Origin of the sequence: Tenacibaculum sp. TC6 (genome assembly GCF_050606265.1) — a bacterium.
Classification (GTDB): domain Bacteria; phylum Bacteroidota; class Bacteroidia; order Flavobacteriales; family Flavobacteriaceae; genus Polaribacter.
On the sequence record NZ_JBOCUK010000019.1, the window covers coordinates 13,067 to 32,204 of the forward strand.

18 protein-coding genes are annotated in these 19,138 nt (G+C 27.4%); 7 read left to right on the forward strand and 11 right to left on the reverse strand.

From position 1 onward, the window contains the following. Positions 1-271: 271 nt before the first annotated feature. Positions 272-1,120, forward strand: coding sequence for a helix-turn-helix transcriptional regulator (locus ACQY1Q_RS11145; protein ID WP_431005397.1), 849 nt, complete (start codon positions 272-274; stop codon positions 1,118-1,120). A 100-nt stretch (positions 1,121-1,220) separates the two neighbouring features. Here ACQY1Q_RS11145 and ACQY1Q_RS11150 read toward each other — a convergent pair whose 3' ends face one another. The 10 genes from ACQY1Q_RS11150 to ACQY1Q_RS11195 form a co-directional block, all read right to left on the reverse strand. Beyond that, positions 1,221-1,964 (reverse strand): hypothetical protein, encoded by a 744-nt coding sequence (locus ACQY1Q_RS11150; RefSeq protein WP_431005398.1) that lies wholly within the window; start codon positions 1,962-1,964, stop codon positions 1,221-1,223. Between the two features lie 274 nt (positions 1,965-2,238). Beyond that, a complete protein-coding gene (locus tag ACQY1Q_RS11155; protein ID WP_431005399.1) occupies positions 2,239-2,790 on the reverse strand; it encodes a hypothetical protein in 552 nt (183 codons plus the stop codon). Further along, positions 2,780-3,271, reverse strand: coding sequence for an RNA polymerase sigma factor (locus tag ACQY1Q_RS11160; protein WP_431005400.1), 492 nt, complete (start codon positions 3,269-3,271; stop codon positions 2,780-2,782). The genes ACQY1Q_RS11155 and ACQY1Q_RS11160 overlap by 11 nt, the downstream gene beginning before the upstream one ends. Further along, positions 3,272-4,117 (reverse strand): alpha/beta fold hydrolase, encoded by an 846-nt coding sequence (locus ACQY1Q_RS11165; RefSeq protein WP_431005401.1) that lies wholly within the window; start codon positions 4,115-4,117, stop codon positions 3,272-3,274. Positions 4,118-4,343: 226 nt separating this feature from the next. Further along, positions 4,344-5,069, reverse strand: a complete 726-nt coding sequence (locus tag ACQY1Q_RS11170) for a hypothetical protein (RefSeq protein ID WP_431005402.1) — start codon at positions 5,067-5,069, stop codon at positions 4,344-4,346. Beyond that, positions 5,062-5,511 (reverse strand): hypothetical protein, encoded by a 450-nt coding sequence (locus ACQY1Q_RS11175; protein WP_431005403.1) that lies wholly within the window; start codon positions 5,509-5,511, stop codon positions 5,062-5,064. The genes ACQY1Q_RS11170 and ACQY1Q_RS11175 overlap by 8 nt, the downstream gene beginning before the upstream one ends. Beyond that, positions 5,508-6,863 (reverse strand): serine hydrolase domain-containing protein, encoded by a 1,356-nt coding sequence (locus ACQY1Q_RS11180; RefSeq protein ID WP_431005404.1) that lies wholly within the window; start codon positions 6,861-6,863, stop codon positions 5,508-5,510. Before ACQY1Q_RS11180 ends, ACQY1Q_RS11175 begins: the two co-directional genes overlap by 4 nt. A 133-nt stretch (positions 6,864-6,996) precedes the next feature. Then, positions 6,997-7,566 (reverse strand): leucine-rich repeat domain-containing protein, encoded by a 570-nt coding sequence (locus ACQY1Q_RS11185; RefSeq protein WP_431005405.1) that lies wholly within the window; start codon positions 7,564-7,566, stop codon positions 6,997-6,999. Positions 7,567-7,577: 11 nt separating this feature from the next. Continuing rightward, on the reverse strand, positions 7,578-8,753 hold the full coding sequence (locus ACQY1Q_RS11190) for a hypothetical protein (RefSeq protein ID WP_431005406.1): 1,176 nt from the start codon (positions 8,751-8,753) through the stop codon (positions 7,578-7,580). A 106-nt stretch (positions 8,754-8,859) separates the two neighbouring features. Then, a complete protein-coding gene (locus tag ACQY1Q_RS11195) occupies positions 8,860-10,329 on the reverse strand; it encodes a TolC family protein (RefSeq protein ID WP_431005407.1) in 1,470 nt (489 codons plus the stop codon). Here ACQY1Q_RS11195 and ACQY1Q_RS11200 point away from each other — a divergent pair. Genes ACQY1Q_RS11200 through ACQY1Q_RS11215 form a run of 4 tightly spaced genes read left to right on the forward strand, consistent with a single transcriptional unit; the run spans position 10,292 to position 16,437 of the window. After that, entirely contained in the window at positions 10,292-11,788 is a 1,497-nt protein-coding gene (locus tag ACQY1Q_RS11200; protein ID WP_431005439.1) for a hypothetical protein, read from the forward strand. The two genes, ACQY1Q_RS11195 and ACQY1Q_RS11200, sit on opposite strands and share 38 nt — an antisense overlap. Positions 11,789-11,804: 16 nt before the next feature. Beyond that, positions 11,805-13,991, forward strand: coding sequence for a peptidase domain-containing ABC transporter (locus ACQY1Q_RS11205; RefSeq protein WP_431005408.1), 2,187 nt, complete (start codon positions 11,805-11,807; stop codon positions 13,989-13,991). A gap of 3 nt (positions 13,992-13,994) precedes the next feature. Then, positions 13,995-15,332 carry an HlyD family efflux transporter periplasmic adaptor subunit gene (locus ACQY1Q_RS11210; RefSeq protein WP_431005409.1) on the forward strand — a complete coding sequence of 446 codons (1,338 nt, stop codon included), beginning with the start codon at positions 13,995-13,997 and terminating at the stop codon, positions 15,330-15,332. Beyond that, positions 15,307-16,437 (forward strand): RNA ligase, encoded by a 1,131-nt coding sequence (locus ACQY1Q_RS11215; RefSeq protein ID WP_431005410.1) that lies wholly within the window; start codon positions 15,307-15,309, stop codon positions 16,435-16,437. The genes ACQY1Q_RS11210 and ACQY1Q_RS11215 overlap by 26 nt, the downstream gene beginning before the upstream one ends. Positions 16,438-16,450: 13 nt before the next feature. Here ACQY1Q_RS11215 and ACQY1Q_RS11220 read toward each other — a convergent pair whose 3' ends face one another. Next, positions 16,451-17,131, reverse strand: coding sequence for a metallophosphoesterase (locus ACQY1Q_RS11220; RefSeq protein ID WP_431005411.1), 681 nt, complete (start codon positions 17,129-17,131; stop codon positions 16,451-16,453). A 474-nt stretch (positions 17,132-17,605) separates the two neighbouring features. On the opposite strand from ACQY1Q_RS11220, the gene ACQY1Q_RS11225 reads away from it, so the two are divergent. Both ACQY1Q_RS11225 and ACQY1Q_RS11230 read left to right on the forward strand, forming a co-directional pair. Next, positions 17,606-18,181: a DUF4255 domain-containing protein gene (locus ACQY1Q_RS11225; protein WP_431005412.1), complete on the forward strand. Its 576-nt coding sequence runs from the start codon at positions 17,606-17,608 to the stop codon at positions 18,179-18,181. After that, positions 18,174-19,001, forward strand: coding sequence for a hypothetical protein (locus tag ACQY1Q_RS11230; protein ID WP_431005413.1), 828 nt, complete (start codon positions 18,174-18,176; stop codon positions 18,999-19,001). Before ACQY1Q_RS11225 ends, ACQY1Q_RS11230 begins: the two co-directional genes overlap by 8 nt. Positions 19,002-19,138: the final 137 nt, after the last annotated feature.

The following is a 19,138-nucleotide window of genomic DNA, read 5'->3' on the forward strand; positions in this document are numbered from 1 at the left end:
TATATTTAAACCAGTTAGCTACCAATTGTTTTTTCTTAGGAAATGAGGAAGTTTTTCTAACTAAAAAAATATCGCTCTTACCATTTTTTTTAACGCTGAGAGGTAAAAATGTAAGTTGAAGCTCATAATAAGTGTAAATTAAGTGAATAATACGGCAGGCTATAGAATGTAAAGAACTTTAAAAAAGTACGGTTAAGCTTGTTGTATTACAATTTTAAGAACTGTTTTTTAGAGTTTTATTCTTGAACCAATTAACAATAACCCCTCATAAATGAAAGAAAAATATATAATCATTGTGTCTGATTATAATCCTATACTTTCAAAAATAATGAGTCAATTAGAAAGCATAGAAGGTTATAGTAATCTTACTGTGAATTCTATTTCGCTGCTTAACCAACTGCTTACTACCGTAACTCCGGAGCTACTTATTTTTAGTTTTAAAAATAATTTTTTAGAGTTATCACGATTTTGTAGAATGAAAGCGCATAGTATACCTCCTATATTGTGTTTAATAAATCGCTACGAAAAACTTAACCTTTCGTCATTTACAACGCCTATTATTGTTCAATCTGTAGAAACTTGTTTAGAAAACAACCATTTGCTTACTAATATTAAAAGCTTATTTTTATTAAAAAAAGCAAAAGAAACTAAGTATGAATTAGTAAAGAATGCTATACAAAAACAAGCCAGTTTTATTACCGAAAATAAAAATTTAGCACGGTATGTTTTAGAATTAGATCAGAAAAAAGAGTTGCTACGGAATATGACAGAGAAAATGAAAGAGTTGTGTATTTCTGCTGATCAAGCAACAAAAAAAAGAATTTATTCAATTATCAATAATATTAAGTTAGATGCTTCCACCAATCATTGGGATGATTTTAAAGTGTATTTTGAAAATATAAACCCCGGTTTTATTTCTCAGTTGTCTAAAAAATATCCGTGTTTAACTCCTAAAGATATTAAGTATTGTTGCTATTTAAAAATGAATATGTCTAATGAAGATATACGGTATATTTTAGGAATTAATAAAGAAAGCGTACGCACACATAAATATCGGTTAAAGAAAAAAATGACGCTGGAGAAAGAACAGAATTTAAAAAATTATATTAATTCTTTTTAAGACTGTAAAGGGTTGGTTTGTAAGGTTCGTTTAAATAAAAGAAATTATCCAGGGTTAATTCATCACCTCATTAGAGACTCAGTAATCTTATTAATACAAGTTATTTTGTTTGTCGAGTTATATCTTTAATTGTAAAAACAGCACCTAAATCCGGATTAGATTTTGTTCCGGTTTCGTAAAAATCAATACTATTATATTTTGAAGTAATGTTTATTAATTGTTCTTTAGTTGTTGTTACTTCATTTTTGATTTTAAGACCGTATTTATAATATTTCGGATATTTTGTTAGTTTTAATTTTATGGTATCATTTGAAAACTGAGTTAGTTGATATTCAAAGTTTTCTCTACTACCTTTTTCATAGCCCATTATTTTACCGTTTATATTTTTCTTAGGATCCATTTCTATCATTTTAATGAAATAAAGATCATTTAGCATAGGAGCGTTAATTTTATTCAGTATTTGTAAATGAATTATTTCTTTTTCCTTTTTGCTCTCTAATTTTTTTAACTGATCATTTCCTAAGTTGAATATGAGAAGACCTAAAAAGTAGATAAAAGGTGCTAATACTATTATAGTTCCTAAATATGTCCATAAAGGATTTTTCTTTTTCAGAGCTATAATATTAAGTTTTGTTCTTAGTTCAGCATTGGTTGTAATAATTTCATTGGTTTTTCTATTCTTAACTTTCCAAAATTTATCCATTGGAAGGACAGGGATGAAAAGTATGAAAAAAAACGTTTGATATAAATTAAAGCTTATGTCCTCATAGCTATTATCAAGTCCTAATTCTTTATTGTTATATGTTTTAATCTTTAAAGAAGCTGTTCCGATTTTTAGTATCATTTTTTAAATTTTGCTGACGTTCAGTACTAGGCAAGTAATGTATTAGAAATCATTAAACTTTCAGGTTTGCTGGGCTATAATGGATCAATTCCTATATTTGCAAAAGCCATTTCATAATTAACGGAATAGGGAAGCTAAAAGTTTTGGTTTAAACTAACGAAAGTTACTTGCAAATTTCATTTGTTAAATTTAGAAATAAGAAATGAATTTGCAAGTAGGAGGAAGGAAAGGACGAGTTTTCTGTTTAGGTTGTTTAAATTCAGCAGCCTATAGGCTACTTTCTGTTAAGTTGTTTTAAAAAATTATGTTCTTTTAATATGTTGTTCACAATAATTACGGCTAATACCAAAAATGAGACAGCTCCGGAGATGAGGATGTACGTGTAAAAGCCCTCAGAGAACCATTGTTTAAAATAGGGTAACAGCTTTGTAAAACCATATATATATACTATAAAGCATACGGGGGTAATTATATAGTTTACTATCAGTCTAAGTTTATGATGCTTTTTTAAATATTTTTTAAATGATGCATTATCTAAAGAAATTAATTGATTTTCTCTTTGATAAAGTGAAACGAATTCTAAAACAATACGAAAAGTAAGGCTAGAAATCATTAATACAAGACCCAGAGTAAAATTATTCCATGAGTTGTTGAGGTGATACATAGTGTAGCTTAACAAGATAAGGACGGCTAATGACATCACGGTTATGGCTATAAATTGCTCATAACGTTGCCTTTTAGCTTTTTTGATGATCTGGTCGGGGTTTGTCATTGGAGGCGTATTCTTTTGCCAATTCCATGTTTGGGTTAGTTTATCATTTTCCATTGGTAATACATTTTAAAAGTGATTTTCTAATTCTATTCAATCGTGTTCTTAATGCGCCATGAGCAATTCCCAGTGTTTCTGCAATGGTAGCTTGAGGGATGTTTTCTAATTCTAAAAGAATAATAGATTTATTGTCTTGGGTTAGTTGATTAATACACTGGTACATTTTTTCAATTAATACTTCCTGTTTCTCACTTTCAGTACCTTCCGAATCTGTTTGTTCGATATCTTTGTTAATCTGAATCTGTTTTTTTGATTTTCTTAAATCACCCAAACAAATATTTGTAGCTATTCTGTAAACCCAAGTGCTTATAGAGGATTTTCCTTCGAAACTTTTTCTGTGTTGCCAGACTTTTATAAAGGTTTCTTGTTGCCATTCATTTGCCAAATCTTCATCACCGGAAGCATATCCCAAACACAATCTAAAAACTTTAGGGGCATAGGTGTTATATATTTCTGTAAACTGTTTTTCTATGTTCATTTAGTTAGTTGCTAAAATTTGTTGGATTTGTTCTCCAAACCATTCCGGCTTGTCAAACATTACAAAGTGAGCAGAATTATCAGTAATAATCAAATCGTATTTTGTTAAATTTGCGTACTGACTTTGGTACGTTTTTGTAACCATTTCTTTACCAAATGGTTTATCTGCTGCAATAATGGTTACGGGAATAGAAATATTTTTTAAATCCTCTCTCAAGTCTAGTTTAAGATAATCGGTATATCCATACACATAGGTTTTTCTATCCGCCGAAATTACCCAGTTTTTTATTTGTTTTTGAGCTTCCGGATTTAAACTCATTCCTTGCGCCATGCTCTGAGCTAGCTGTTCAAAACTATTTTCGTTCATAGCCAATTGTTGTTTGTTAAAAGGGCTGTCATATACTAAATTTTCAGGCTTAAAATTAGGAATCATAAGTGCACCTGAGGCAGGTAGTGCGTCTACCAAGACTATTTTTGCTATGTTATTGTTTTCCCTGCTTGCCAACCATATAGCAAGGGTACCACCTAAACTATGTCCAACTATGGTTACGTTTTTTAATTGTTGTTGTTCTATGTAGTTTTTAAGAGCTTTAGTTACTTTTGGTAACCAAGGAAATTCTATGGGGTCTTTTCCTCCAAAACCGGCAAGTGTTACCACATGAAACTCGTAATTATCTTTTAATTGGTTAACTGTTGTATTCCAACTTTCACCCGGCACTGTAAAACCAGGAATTAATAAAACGGGTTTACCTTTACCTATAATTTTTACATGAATGGGTTGCTTGCTTTCTTGTGCCTGAGTTGACAGTGAAAAAAGGATGACTAGTGTTAAAAAGATGTTTTTCATGATTTCTATATTTAAATTTAGCTTTAGATGCAGAAATCGAAAAATGTTACATCTTCATTCTTTTTATTTCTTTTGGTATATGGAGGATGAGGTATTTGTGTATGATTTTTTGTAGGAAAGCAAGTAGAGCAATTTTATACGCTTTTTTGTAGTGCGTTTTAATTTTTATATATGCATTATTACTCGATACATTTTTCTGTCAGAACAGGTTTTGTAGAAATCATTTCTATTTCTGAAATAAACTAGATAAAAATATAATAGATGGATAACTAGCCAAAAAAGCTAAAAAAAAACTGTGAAGCCTCATAACTACTAAATTACAAAGGTGAAATAAAAAGCCTATGGTAATATAAAATATAAGTAAAGTTTTATTAAAAATAGCCAAACAAAAACTTAGTTGGATAACAATAATACTCCATGATATAATTAAAGATATTTTTTTATTACTCTCTAAAAAATCAGCTATTTTTTCGTGACCATAGTTTTTAGTATTCATCACCTCCCTTAGAGCTTTTCCTGTTCTCCATTTAAATGACAACAATTTATTATAACCAGTAAAAAAATATAAAATTAGTGTGTTTACCCCAATAAAAATCATTCCTAAATCATTCTGAAAAACAGCTAAAACTAACCCTATGTTTAACATACCAATATGTCGATCTGAAGTATCTATTATTGATCTAAAAAAATAAAAATAAATTAAATGAGAGAATAATATCATTATCAATACTATAAGTGTCTTTAAATCAATACTCCCATATAAAAAAAACAAACCGCTAAGGCATAGAAAAAAATTAGAAAATATAAATAAATGAAGGAATGTCTTTCTTACCCTATAAAGCCCTTGTACAACTCTATAATTCAATTTTAGCAAAAAAATAACAGACTCTTGTATATGCCAAATATAAAAAAATAATAGAGTTATTTTTAAATACAATTGTTCATTATACATAATCTACCAATACAATTTTATGACTTTTCATTTCACAGCCTTTTGATTCAATTGCTAATATTTGCCTTTTTAAAACATTTGGTTTCTTTTCATAGAAAGAAAGATATTTTTTTAAGGCTTCATAATTATTATTTTTAACTTCTCCTTGAGCATATAATCTTTCCAAAAAGATTCTTTCTCTATGGAAAAAAAAATTTCCCTCTGAAATATCTATTAACTTCGCTTCAGTTGTCTCTCCATTTATTAATAAATCCCTATAATAAAAATGAGTATCCGAATTAATTGGTATAGGACAAAACACAGACCATTGATTGATAAAATAAAATAAGAATGGAATTTTATTTTTAAGTTTAACAACTATATCACTTGTTTTAAATAGGTTGATAAAAACTACTATAATAAACCATACTACCATAAAAATCTTTACCACGAAAAAAATCATAGTCTTACAAATTTATATTTATGGGGGTCTGATTCAAAAAATGATAATTCAATTTCCCTTTCATTTTGTTTCTTTTCAATCAATATTTTAGGATAAATCAATGAATTAGTTTTAAAAATAAGTTTTACATCATCATTATAATCCAGTGTCGCTTTGAGTTCTCCATGGTTTTCAAATAATAAAACAACTTCACTCTCTTTTTGAATTATTTTAATCTCACCGTAATCTACATTCTTATATTTCCCTAAAATATTATTATTTATTATTTTATTATTTTGTATTTGATGTTCTAATTCATTTTTACTTTCCATTTTATCATGGTAACTCTTTGACCACATGCTATAATTTCTATATGGCAAACTTAAAAATGAATCTAAAATTTCATAAGAAATCATTGTTGTTAGGGGGGTGTTATTTTTATTACAAAATATAAAGAACCCAACTTCTATTTCAGGTATCAGGTATAGAGCTGTAACAATTCCTGGTAAGCCTCCGTAATGAAAATATATTTTCTTACCTGAATAATATTGCGTTTTTAAACCTAACTGATAATTTAATTTTGAATCTTTGTTATACGGGTGTGTTTCATTTTTTATATAAATGGTATCAAAAACCCTACTTAACAATGGATTAGGTTCTTTTAATAAATATTTAATCCATGAATCCATATCTTTTAAAGTAGAATATATACCTCCAGCTGGTTTAAATTTATTTGATTGAATACTTTTTACCTTAATGTTCTTTTTTCCTTTAAAAAAATCAACATTTTTAATATCACTTATGTAATTATTATAATCAGCATGAGTATTAAACATCTTTAAAACATACAAAAACTCTTCCTTTAAATAATCTTCATATTCAACTCCACTTATTGTTTCTATAAGCTCCCCTATCAGTATATACCCTGCATTATGATATCCATAGCTTTTTTTAGAAGGTAAAGTATCTGAATATACTTTTTCTAATATTTCTTTTTTAGAATAACGATTTTCAAATAAGTAAAAGTCTTTTTCATAATTCTTAAATCCCAAGTTATGATTTAATAAATCTTTAAACGTAATATTTTTCCTTAAAAAGTTTTTTTTCAAGGAATCATTCTCAATGTAATCAAAAATATTAGAATTAATAGAAATATTATTATCTCTTAAGACTTTTAATAGCATTAGAGATGTAAAATGCTTACTAACAGAAGCTAGAGGGAATTGAGTTTCATCTTCTATTTTTGAAAAAGTTTTATATGAAAACCCCTTTCTAAATAAAGTAGAATCTCCCTGCACTATTACAACACCACAATTTTTAACATCCCAAAATCGAATACTTTTCCTTATATAAGAACTTAAACTATCCTTCACAAAATCAATTCTTTTAATTTGACTTTTACATATGAAGGAAGAGAAAAAAAGAAAAATGATTAAATATTTTCTTTGCATATAAAATTAAGAGATTTGAAATAAAAAAGCTGTTTATTGACAACAGCTTTTTTTATTAATTTTTTATTGGCACTTCAAAAGACCAAACTAAAGGTAAGTCATTTTTTATTTCTTTTCTATATATTTTCTTATAAACTGAAGGAGAAAACCGAAGAATATTACTCAATTCATTATTATTTGAGATATTTAATGTATCCATCATATTTGGTCGATCTTCCACACAATTAGTCAATATATCAATAAGATTATTACTTGATAAATTAATGTTTTTTATACAGTACTTTAAAAAAACTCTTCTTATTTTATTTGAAGAAATATTTAGTTTTTCTAATTTATTTAATTCAAAAATTTTAATATCCCCAGATAACTTATTATTTGACAAATTTAATTCTAATAAGTTTTTGGGCATCTTTGCTTCATCTAAATGATCTATTGCGTTATTCGATAAATCTAAATACCTCGCTTTATACTCTGATAAATCAGGTATATTTTTTAAATTTCTACTTGAAAGAATCAATGAATCTTTAGTTTTTTCTTCTTGGGAAAATAAATCTGATTTATTACTCTTTTTAACCGTTGAACAAGAAACAAGAAAAAAAAGAAAAATTAATAACTTAGTGTTCATATATAATAAAATTAATGTCCTTCCTCAACATAACCACCCGCTGGATCTCTATCATTTTCTTCCCAATCTCTCATATCTTGTAAATAATGTTCATAATCATTAAGATCCGAAAAATACTCTTCGAAACCTGATCTTAAATAATCATTCAAAAGACTTGAGTTTCCGTACATATATGAATGATGTGTTAAATCTAAATCTCTAGCAGGTGTAGCAAATCTATTCACAGGATCTACCGATGAAAAGAATATATTAGCAATACCTGAACCATGATGAATTACTAATGATGAATAAATATTATAGCCACTAGGTATAGCGTTAGGGTTTCCAGTATTTGCTATGGCTGCCTCAGTTGCCTTATTTTTTGCATCCATATACATCGAATTATACAAGGCATGATTTAATTCGTGAATCACACTATGTAATAAACTTTCTCCCGCATTTTCATATTCTTTCAAATAATCCGAACTAGACGGGTCAGTCGACTGTGGGTTTTTTAAATTATTCCACCCTCCATCATTAATCATTGCTTCATTAAAATTTATTACAATTGATTTATCTTTCCAATCAGTATTTGTATGGGCATTCTCCGTACCTGTTGTAGAAATACCAAAACTAATTTCAACACCATTCATCTTTATTTGGTTGATTAAATCTGCAACAACACTATTTGATTGAAAAAGAGTTGAAATTTGGTCCATGAAATTAACCACTCCTACTTTTCCTGCAATATCAAGAGGAATATTCCAATCTATACTATCCGCCGATATGCCATCTGTCCAGCTATCTGGTGCTTCAGGAATACTTCCAGAACCTCCATTAGAACCTCCATTTGGTGGTGGTGGATTATTTTCACCATTTCCTTCTTCAGGATCATTATCTCCATATTCATTTTGATCAGGATATTCATTTTCCCCATATCCTTCCTCATCATGTTCTCCATTTCCATCTGGATAACCAACAGGATCACTTGGATCTATTTCTCCTGATGGTCCCTCTCCTTCTGGCAAATCAGGTCCATTAGGCTGTGGGTAATCTTCTAAACCATGACCCGGTGGTCTTGAAATATCATCATTCTGATTCCCATCAATTGTGGTATACCCCGTACCACCTAATAAAAACATTGTTTCTTGCAATTCAATTTTTGGAAGTTCCAATTCTAACTCTTCCAAGCTCATTTTTTTCTTCATGTTTACTCTTTTTAATATTTACTAAACTATACCTATTAAAAAGAAAAAATCTTACATGGTTTTTATTTAACTTTTCTTCTTAATAGCTCAGACAAAGCTAAAAAAATTATTTAAAAAACAAATCTTTTTTCACAAAGAAATCGTGAAGACTATTCTTTCTTAGTTGATATCTTATTAACCATATTTGCTGAATCGTAGAAAGATAATTTACTAATATTTTTTCTTCTTCAAATAACTCTCTTCTAAACTCATACCATGTTTGACGTCCATATTTTAACCTTTCATAAGTTGAGTTAATGTTTAATTTTATTAATGATATATTTTCCTGAAGATATTCTACTTGTTTGAATAAACTTGCTATTTCACTAATAATATTATTTACTTCTACAGATAAACTTTTCTTTTTTCTTTGATAACTATCTAGTAAATTCTGATTATTCAATTTTTGAACTTGATATTTTTTATTATTTTCATTCCAATTAACAATTGGAATAGTCAATCCTATATTAGCATATTCTCTTCTTGAAGGTATATTATATAAATCATTAAAATTATTCGAATTACTATTTAAACCATAAGCTAACTCCAAATCTATTTGAACACCTCTTTCTTTCTTAGCCTTATCTAACTCTTTTTCCGACTCTAAAATCTCTAAATCCATACTATAATTTACTGTATTCTCCATTAATTTTTGTTCCAACTTACCTCTATCAATATCAGGTAACTCTAAAAAGTTTGGTTCTTGTAAAATAATGGAATCTTTAGATTTAAAATCTATTAAGTTTCTTAGCCCTAACATAGAGTTCTTATAATTATTTATATCAACTTCATACTTTCTAATCAATTCATTCAACGATAGTTTAACTTTATAAAAATCAGATGTAACAATCCTTCCTAAACTATCTTTTTTCTTCACTATTTCCATATACTCCTTTGTTAAATCAATATTCTTTTGAGTTAACTCCATTTTTTTTTGATTAATCAGTACAGAAAAAAATAATTTCACTGCACTTATATTCAAATCTTCAAATCTTTTATAATTTTTTATATTATTTCTAATAAACTTTTCTTTATTAATTTTTCTACTCCATTTAAAAGAATTGTATCCATTTAGAGGCTGACTCAAAAAAAAATTTATCCAATTACTCGAATATGATACTTTTTTACTTGATAATAAATCTAACCGATTTAAAGACGAATTAACAAGCAACGTACCTCCTGAGAAAGGTAATTTTTGAAAAACTGATAAACTTAATGTTGAATTTGCTTGTGTTTGCTCAATAAATATATTATCTCCATTGGGTTGAGTTATTTGATTAATAGAGCGATTATAAGTAGGAAGCGATGATTTTAATTCAACTCTAGGTAAATAGCTTTTCGTATATATATCGTATTCTAATTTTTCTTTTAAGTAATTTCTTTGAATAATTTGATACTCCAAAGAACTAGATTTAGTTAATGTAAGTAATTCTTCCAGAGTAAGTTTTTTCTGTGAAAAAAGAAGGTTGCTAGATAATAGTAATATAAATACTAGATTTGTGAGTAAAAAATTACCTCTTATTTTGAAAAGTATCATAACAAATTTTATATCGGATTATTTCCCTGACTCGCCAAATATATTACATTTTGGAAGTAGTTTAACAAATGAAACATTTAATGATATTGATTTACTTATTATATCAAATAAAAACTCTTTCTTCACTAAAGAGGTAATTAATTATAAAAATCAAATTTTTGAACTTATAATTTTACCAAAAATAAAAGCAAGCCAAATACTTGAGGTTAACAAGAAATCTGGCATTTACAACCAAATTATAAAAGAGGGTAAAATATTGGTGGATAATGATGGTTTTTTGTGTTCCTTGAAACAAAAAATAAATCAAGAAACCTCTTCTTATTTTCTACTAAGAAAATATGGTTATGAGCAAAACATAAAAAATTTACTAATCACCTTAAAAAATAATCAAAATAAATTTGAAAAAGACATTTTAGTCAACGATATTATTAAACTTATTATTGACCTAAAATTATTAGAGTTTGATAATCTTAGCTTTTTTGAACAAACGAAACATAAGATTATTGAAATTAACAAATATTCTCCTTTATTTATTGAAAAGTTAGTAATTATTAAAAACAAATATTTAGAGAATAACAGTTTTGAAAACTTTATCTTTTCTATAAATAATTTCATTCCTATTAAATCTATCATAGAAAAAACAACTTATAGTAACCAATTAATTTTAAATAAAGCACCTAATGATTTAGTTATTTTTTTCAAAAATTTTAAACCCAATACCTTGAAAAAATTTATGTTTTGGTTACAAAATATGAACTTAAAGTTCTTCAACTTTAATATTTACAACTCCTTTTTTGATTTAGAGAAAGGAACTTATATCATAATCCGCTTAGAAAATTCAACTATTAAAAAAAATAGATTCATTTTACAATTGGATAACTTTTTTTCTTTTACATATAAAACAGATAGCGATTTATTTATAAAATATCCATACTTATTAGACATCTATAGTTTTTTAGGTGTATCTCAAAAAGAATCCTCTTCAATAGAATACTTTTTTTCACAAACATCAAACAAAATTTTCTTTGAACCAGAATTAAAAGAAACAAAATTAATTTTCAACTATATTTTTCTCATACTTAAGTGTTATCTATTCAAACTAAAAAAAGATGACTTAAAAAATGATTTATCACTCTACGGTAATTTCTTAGGCCAAAGTTTTAAAAATGACACCATAAAAAAAGACCTATTCAACAAACTATATCATTATGACTATTCTAATTTTCAAAACTTTAAAGATGTTATTTATAGTTTTTTTTATGAATCAATTAAAAAGTGGGATTACAACTATTTACCCAAAAGTAAACTTAATAATGTTGAAATAGGTGAGTTCATGGAATTGGAAAGTAGGATAAATATTATTATTTTTGCCTCAAATTTCTTTTCAATATCCAATGAGTATTTAGTTTTCATATTCCATACTCTTGGTGAAATGTTAGAAAAAAGCTATGAGAATTAAACGTTTTCCTTTTTTTATGCAATTGGACACAAAAGATTGTGGGCCTGCCTCTTTACAAATTATATGTAGATATTATGGAAAATATTTTGAATTAGATGAAATAAGGAAAAGATGTGAAACAACTAAAGAAGGAGTTTCTATTTATGACCTCTGCAAAACTGCTGAATCATTAGGTTTTAAAACACTTCCTGTTAAAACTTCTTATAAAAAACTTTTAAATGAAATTCCTTTACCTTGTATTATTCATTGGAGAAAATCTCATTTTATTGTTGTTTATAAAGTAACGAAAGATAAGGTATATGTGTCTGACCCTGCAATTGGTTTAATAACTTATTCAAAACAAGAATTTGTAAACGGTTGGATCGCCCATATAAGAGAAAAAGAATCATGGAGAAAAGGTGTCTTAATAGCTTTAGAACCTACTGATATCTTTAGGGAATTAAAATCTGATAGAAGAAAATCCTCTTCTGCTGATGTTGTAAAATATTTAATCGGTCATTTAAAACCATATAAAAAACAAGTATTCCAACTGTTAGCCACAATGGTTGTTATAACTTTATTACAAGCTATATTTCCAATTATAACCCAATCTGTAGTTGATACCGGAATTTCGACAAAAGATTTAGGCTTTATTCAGCTTTTGTTAATAGCAAATGTAATTCTTGTAATTAGTACTAGTGCCGGAAATTGGATTAGACAATCTATTAATATGCACATTTCTCAAAGAGTTAAAGTTTCTCTATTAGCTAATTATATAATTAAGTTACTAAAGCTCCCTCTAAAATTTTTTGAAAACAAACTGATTGGAGATATTCTCCAAAGAGCGATGGACTATGAAAGGTTGGAAAACTTTTTAATGAACTCTGCTTTTTCTATTATACTTGCTATTTTAAATCTTTTTGTTTTTGGAGTTATCTTAATTTTTTATGACTCTTTACTATTTTGGATTTTTCTTATTGGAAGTTTACTTTATATTTTTTGGGTTCTCTTTTTTTGGGAAATTCGAAAAAAAATGGATATTCAATATTTTAGTTTGATGGCTCAAAATCATAGTCATTGGATAGAAATGTTAGGAAATATTCAAGATATTAAAAATAATAATTTTGAACAAGGTAAAAGATGGAGATGGGAAAAAGTCCAAGTAAAGCTTTATAAAGTAGCTGTTAAACTACTTAATGTTAACCAAGCTGAACAAGTAGGGTCGAACCTAATTAATACCCTTAGAGATGTTGCTTTAACATTTTACTCGGCAATGCTTGTTATAGATGGAAATATTACATTTGGTATGTTAATAGCTGTTCAATACATAATAGGTCAATTAAAAGGACCTGTTTCTGAAGTAGTAAATTTTATAAGTTCTTATCAATTAGCCATGATTAGCTATTTAAGAATGGCTGAAGTTGATAGAATTGAAGAAGAAGAAACTGAAGAAATTGCTTCTAACACCTTTTTTCCATCTTTAAATACTCTTACCCTTAATAATGTTTCATATAAATATCATCAAAATGGCAGATACGTAATTAGTAATGTTAATATTAAAATACCTGAAGGTAAAATTACCGCTATAGTTGGAGCTAGTGGCAGTGGAAAATCTACTCTATTAAAAATTATTTTAAGATTATATAATCCTAGCTCGGGAGAGCTTTTAATTGGAGCTAGTAATAGCTTAAATGTTAGTCTAAAAAAATGGAGGGAAAGAATAGGTGTAGTTACCCAAGAAAGTGAAGTATTTAAAGATACTATTCTTAACAATATTGTTTTAGGTAAAGGAGACTTTAATAAAGAACATTTTTTAAAAGCTGTCCAAATTGCTAATATAAAAGATGAAATTGAAAAGCTACCATTAGGATATAATACTTTAATGGGAGAAAACGGAAGAGGATTGAGTGAAGGACAAAAGCAAAGAGTTTTAATTGCTAGAGCTGTGTACAAAAAACCTGAATATTTTTTCTTTGATGAGGCTACCAATTCTCTAGATGCCTACAATGAAAAAATTGTAGTTAATAATTTAAAAGAAGAGTTTAAAGGAAAAACAGTTGTAACTGTAGCTCATAGACTTGGTACAATAAAAAATGCAGATCAAATAGTTGTGATGAAAGATAGTAGAGTTGTAGAAATAGGAAATCACTACAACCTTATAAAAAGAAAAGGTGAATATTTTAATTTATTTGAAAGTCAATTAACTAACTCAAATATTGATTAAAATATGCATAAGGAACAAGTTTACAGAAAATATTCTGATGAATTTAAAGAAGTAATTAATACATTCCCTAAAAGAACTAATAATCGATTACTTTTTTTTCTAATATCCCTAATAACCTTTGGGTTATTTCTTGGATGGATAATTAAATCTCCGGACGTTATTTTGGCTGAAGTAAAAGTTACCGCAAAAAAACCTCCAATAAATATTGTTAGTAGAATCTCTGGAAAAATAAAGTTAAAAATTAATTCTTTTGGTGAATTAGTCCATAAGAATGATTACATAGCATTACTTGAAAACAGTGCAAATGAAGAGCATATTTTTAAACTAAAAGAAGCATTACAGAGTTTTTCTTTTGATACAATTCCTAATTTTAATGAATTCTCATTTGCTCTAAAATATCAATTAGGTGAAATCCAAAGTAAATACTTTGAATTTATAAAAACTCTTTATGAAGTCAATCAACTGAATACTTTAAATAAATATGAGTTAGAAAAGTACTCTTTAAACAACCAAATAAGCTCTATAAAAAAGTCTATTGAAAAACGAAAGGAAATTTTAAATTTCAAACATGAAAATATTATTCTTTTTTCAAAAAATGTTAGTGAAGATTCAATTCTTGTTAAGGTCGGTGCTATTCCAAGAATTGAATTTGAAAAAAATAAAAGTAGACTTATTAAGGAAAAAGAATATTCTATAGTAGAAGAAAATCAAATAATAAAAGATCAATTAAGTATTCTTGATTTAAACAATAAGCTATCTAAAATACAATACGAAAAAGTAGAAGTTATTGACAAATTAAATGTTAAACTTCTTACAGATTACCAAGAACTCATAAATGCTATACACCTTTGGGAACAAAGTTATGTATTCATTTCTCCTATAGATGGAAAATTAGAAAATTTGAAGTTTCTAGGAAACAATCAATTTATAGAAAAAGGTGAGGCTCTTTTTAGTGTTTTACCTAGTGATAATGAGATTATTGGTCAAGCTTTTCTTCCGTCTGAAGGGGCAGGAAAAGTTAGAGTTGGACAAAAAGTAAAAATCAAATTAGATTCCTATCCTTTTCAAGAATATGGTATTATTGAAGGAGAAATTGATAAAATATCTTTAATACCTCTGGAAAAAATTTATTTAGTCAGAATTAAGCTTTCTAATGGCTTAATTAGTGATAATGGACTTGAATTAAATTTTAGTAAAGAAATGTCTGGACAAGCAGAAATAATAACACAAAAAAGAAGATTACTAGCTAGGCTTTTTGAAAAATTTAAATATTTATTAGAGAAAAAAAGAAACAATAACATAATAAACAAAAAAAATGATAAAGAGACTAATGAAAAATAAGTTTGAAATTGAAAAACTAAATCAATATGTGAAATTAGGAAAATTTACAGTTGAAAAGCATCAAGATGATGATATATATATTTATGGATATTCTCAGATTGATAGTAACAGTCATAACAGAATCAAATGGGATGATTTTAATATCAATATGCGTGGGCTTATTGTAGACTCAGATGGAAATGTATTATCTAGAGCCTTTCAAAAGTTCTTTACTTATAAAAATTATGTATCAGAAGATACTATTCTCCTAAGTGAAAATCAAATACAGAAAATTAAAACTAATAATTTTAGAATATTTGAAAAAGTAGATGGGACTTTTACTATCCTTTATTGGATTAAAGATACTCCCTATTTAGCTACTCAAAGATCTTTCAAAAGTCCTAAAGCCAAAAAAGCAACAGAAATACTTCACAAAAAATACAAACATACCTTCGATAAATTAAACAGAAAAAAAACTTACATTTTTGAAGCTATTTACCCTGAAACAAGAGTATTAGTAGATTATGGAGAGGAAGAAAAATTATATCTATTAGGAATATTAGATACTGAAACTGGAAATGAAGAAGAATTGGTTAACATTGGCTTCCCAATAGCCAAAGAATATACGCAAGATTTTTCCTACATAAAAAATATTGAAGACATTAAACAATTAAATCTTCCTAATATGGAGGGATTTGTATTAAAATATAAAGACGGATTAAGAATTAAAGTGAAATTTCCTTGGTATGAAAGAGCTCATAAAGTTTTTAATCAGATTATAGCTTATAAAAACGCATCCTATCAATTAGAAGAACAGCTTAAAACAATTTTAAATATACCTAAAAGAAAATTAACAAGAAAAGAATTATGGGAACATTTTGAAAATAATGGAACTATCTCTGATATTGAAAAAAACATTCCTGATCCGTTATATTCTTTAGGTATAGAAGAATGGATTAAAAATGAATATGATTCCTTTTTATCTTTTACTAAACAAAATAACTTATCAGACATAGGCTCTCTTAAAAATGATATTTGTTTTGATTTTGATTCTAAAATCGATTTACCTGAGAGCGAATCTGTTGTTTGGAATAGAATTAATAGAATAATAATGAGCTATAGTTAAAACTTTAGCTCTTTTAGACAACAACCCATAATAACTCATTTGTTAATGTATTATACTGTAACATATTTGTTTGTTTATTTCTATTACATACAACTGGAGGACAATTTATAACATTCAAACAGCTTTTATCTAAATAAATTTCTTGATTCTCTTTTAACTCTATTATTTTTTTATTTGTTATAACTTGTACTTTTGGAGTGTGTAAATGACCAATGAAAGACAAAAAAACTCTTTTCTGACTCATAAATAAAAAATGATCCTTAATTAACTTTAATTGATTCTCTTCAGGTTTATATAAACCGTTTAAGTTAGGGTAAAGAAAATGGCTAAAAAGGATTCTTTTTTCAGTGTGTAATACATTACATTCTTTTAAATACATTTTGGATAGAAAAGATATATCAATATGCTCATCATCATATTTATATTGATCTCGGCCTTTTACATCGACATTATTAGTTCCTAAAAAGTTAATGTCATGATTACCTAGTACAGAAATGGCTTTATTTTTCCGCAAAATCTCTAGACTTTTATCCGCTGATTTTGTATCTAAATAATGATAATGATACTCCAAGTTAAAACCTACAATATCACCTAAACAAAATACCTTATCTATTTTTCTATTTTCAATTTCTTTAAAAACTTTTAATAAAGAAAAACAATCTTCATGAATATCTGTTATTATTGCAATTTTCATACAACCGCAAAAGTACTCTTAATATTTTTTTAATTTAGGTAAATCATTTAAGAAGTGTATGAATAAATTATATAACAGTAACATAAAGTTGTACACCGTTTTTTGAAAACCTTTTTTAGGGTGTACAGTTCTGTACAATATTTTTATTTTTTAAATTTTTATTGTACAGTATGAGGAAATATTTTTTGTACAATACGGTAAAAGAAAATATTTTTTATTGTACACTCATTACATAAAGATGTTTGTACACCATTTTTTCAATATTATTTTTTGGGTGTACAAAACGAGCCTGAATTCTAATGATCTGTATAGATGTTTACTCCAAAAAATCACGTCAAAAAATAAATTGTCTATGTTTTGTATACGGCTATTTATAATTTATAATAACTGTATATGATTTGTATACCGTGTTTTAAAAGAACCAAATGAAGGAAGGTTTAACTTTGGAATGTTCATGATAATCACGCAAGATATATGATTTCTAAAGCACTACAATTCACCAATACTTCACTAAACCAATTCTTGAAAAACAAGTTTGGGTTGAGTGATGATGTAGTGGTTACCAATAGAATTATAGATCAAAACGGAACGGTACCGGTAGAAAACCAAAACAAGGTAATTATTTCTATAGTACATGTAGGGCAAGAAACCGTAAAATCGTTTTACAACAGAAATAACCGCATGGCTAACGGTAATTATGAAAACAAACCTGTAGGAGAGCGTTACAACATATACATATTAATAGCCCCGAATTTTGAAGAATATAATGAAACGTTAAAATTTTTAAACGCTTCTATTCAGTTTTTTCAAATAAACGGAGCATTAGATGCCAATACTTCGTCAACCATTCCTAAAGGAATTACCCGTTTGGAATTTGAGTTTGAAAAAGGAGACGGTTACTTGCAAATGCATAATTTATGGAGTGCATTGGGAGCTAAATATCAGCCCAGTGTTATTTATAAAATGAAACTGATCAGTATAGCTTCTAATGAAGTAAGAAGCTTTGAAGCAGAAATTACAGGAACCTCAAATACTACAAGAAATGATTAAAAGCAACTTTTATAAAGTGTTTGATGTAGCGGTAACGCATACCTATTTTTTAGATACTATTTGTAAAGGATTACTGTATACAGCTTCTGAGGAAACAACGTATATAATGAAGCGATTTTCATTAAAGCTAAAACTTACTCGTAACGGATTTGAGTTGTATACAGATGCTAAAACATCTCTTGAGCATTTGCTGAATTATATTACGACAACAACCGGAGAAAAAGCATTTAAGTTTAACGTAATTATCCAAGAACCCTACTTTTATCAATTTACCAATTTGCCAATAAATCAAATAGGAATACTTGAGTACACAAGTTCTTTAGTGAGTTCAGTTACAACATTCGGAACTATAATTTTGCAATCCCGTTTTGTTCCAACAGAAGAAGCTGATAAGTTGTTTGGCTTAACGGTAAATTTTGAAGATTTAATTTCTTCAGAAGCTAATGGAGAAATAGCCTGCTATCAAATTAATTTTGAAGCCAGAGCTACCAAATGGGAGTACTATATTATTAATAAAAGTCATCAAAATTTAGGAGAACTCTCTATAAAAAGTAATACCGATATAACATTTGGAGGTCCTGATACGGTAAGACTTCAAAATGGAGAAACAGCCCAATTATTTTCTTTAGAGAACCAATTGTTGGCACTATCCGAAATACCTCAATATCATTTTAATTTAATAAGTAGTACAGAAAAAAACGGTACAACCCGCGCTAAAACAGTGTTTAAAGGGTTGCCCAATCCGAACCCGAATGTATTACAGGTAAATACGAAGGTAAGCCCACCGCTAGTGGCTTCTTTAATGTATGTATATGTATAACCATAAAAATATAGGTAATGAAGAAAGCCAAGATATAAAGGCAGCTTCGAAATTATACTCCGTAAGAGGAGGTGAAAAAAGTTGTAATTAAAAATTTCAATATCAAAAAAGCTAATTAATGAATATAACAAAGATGT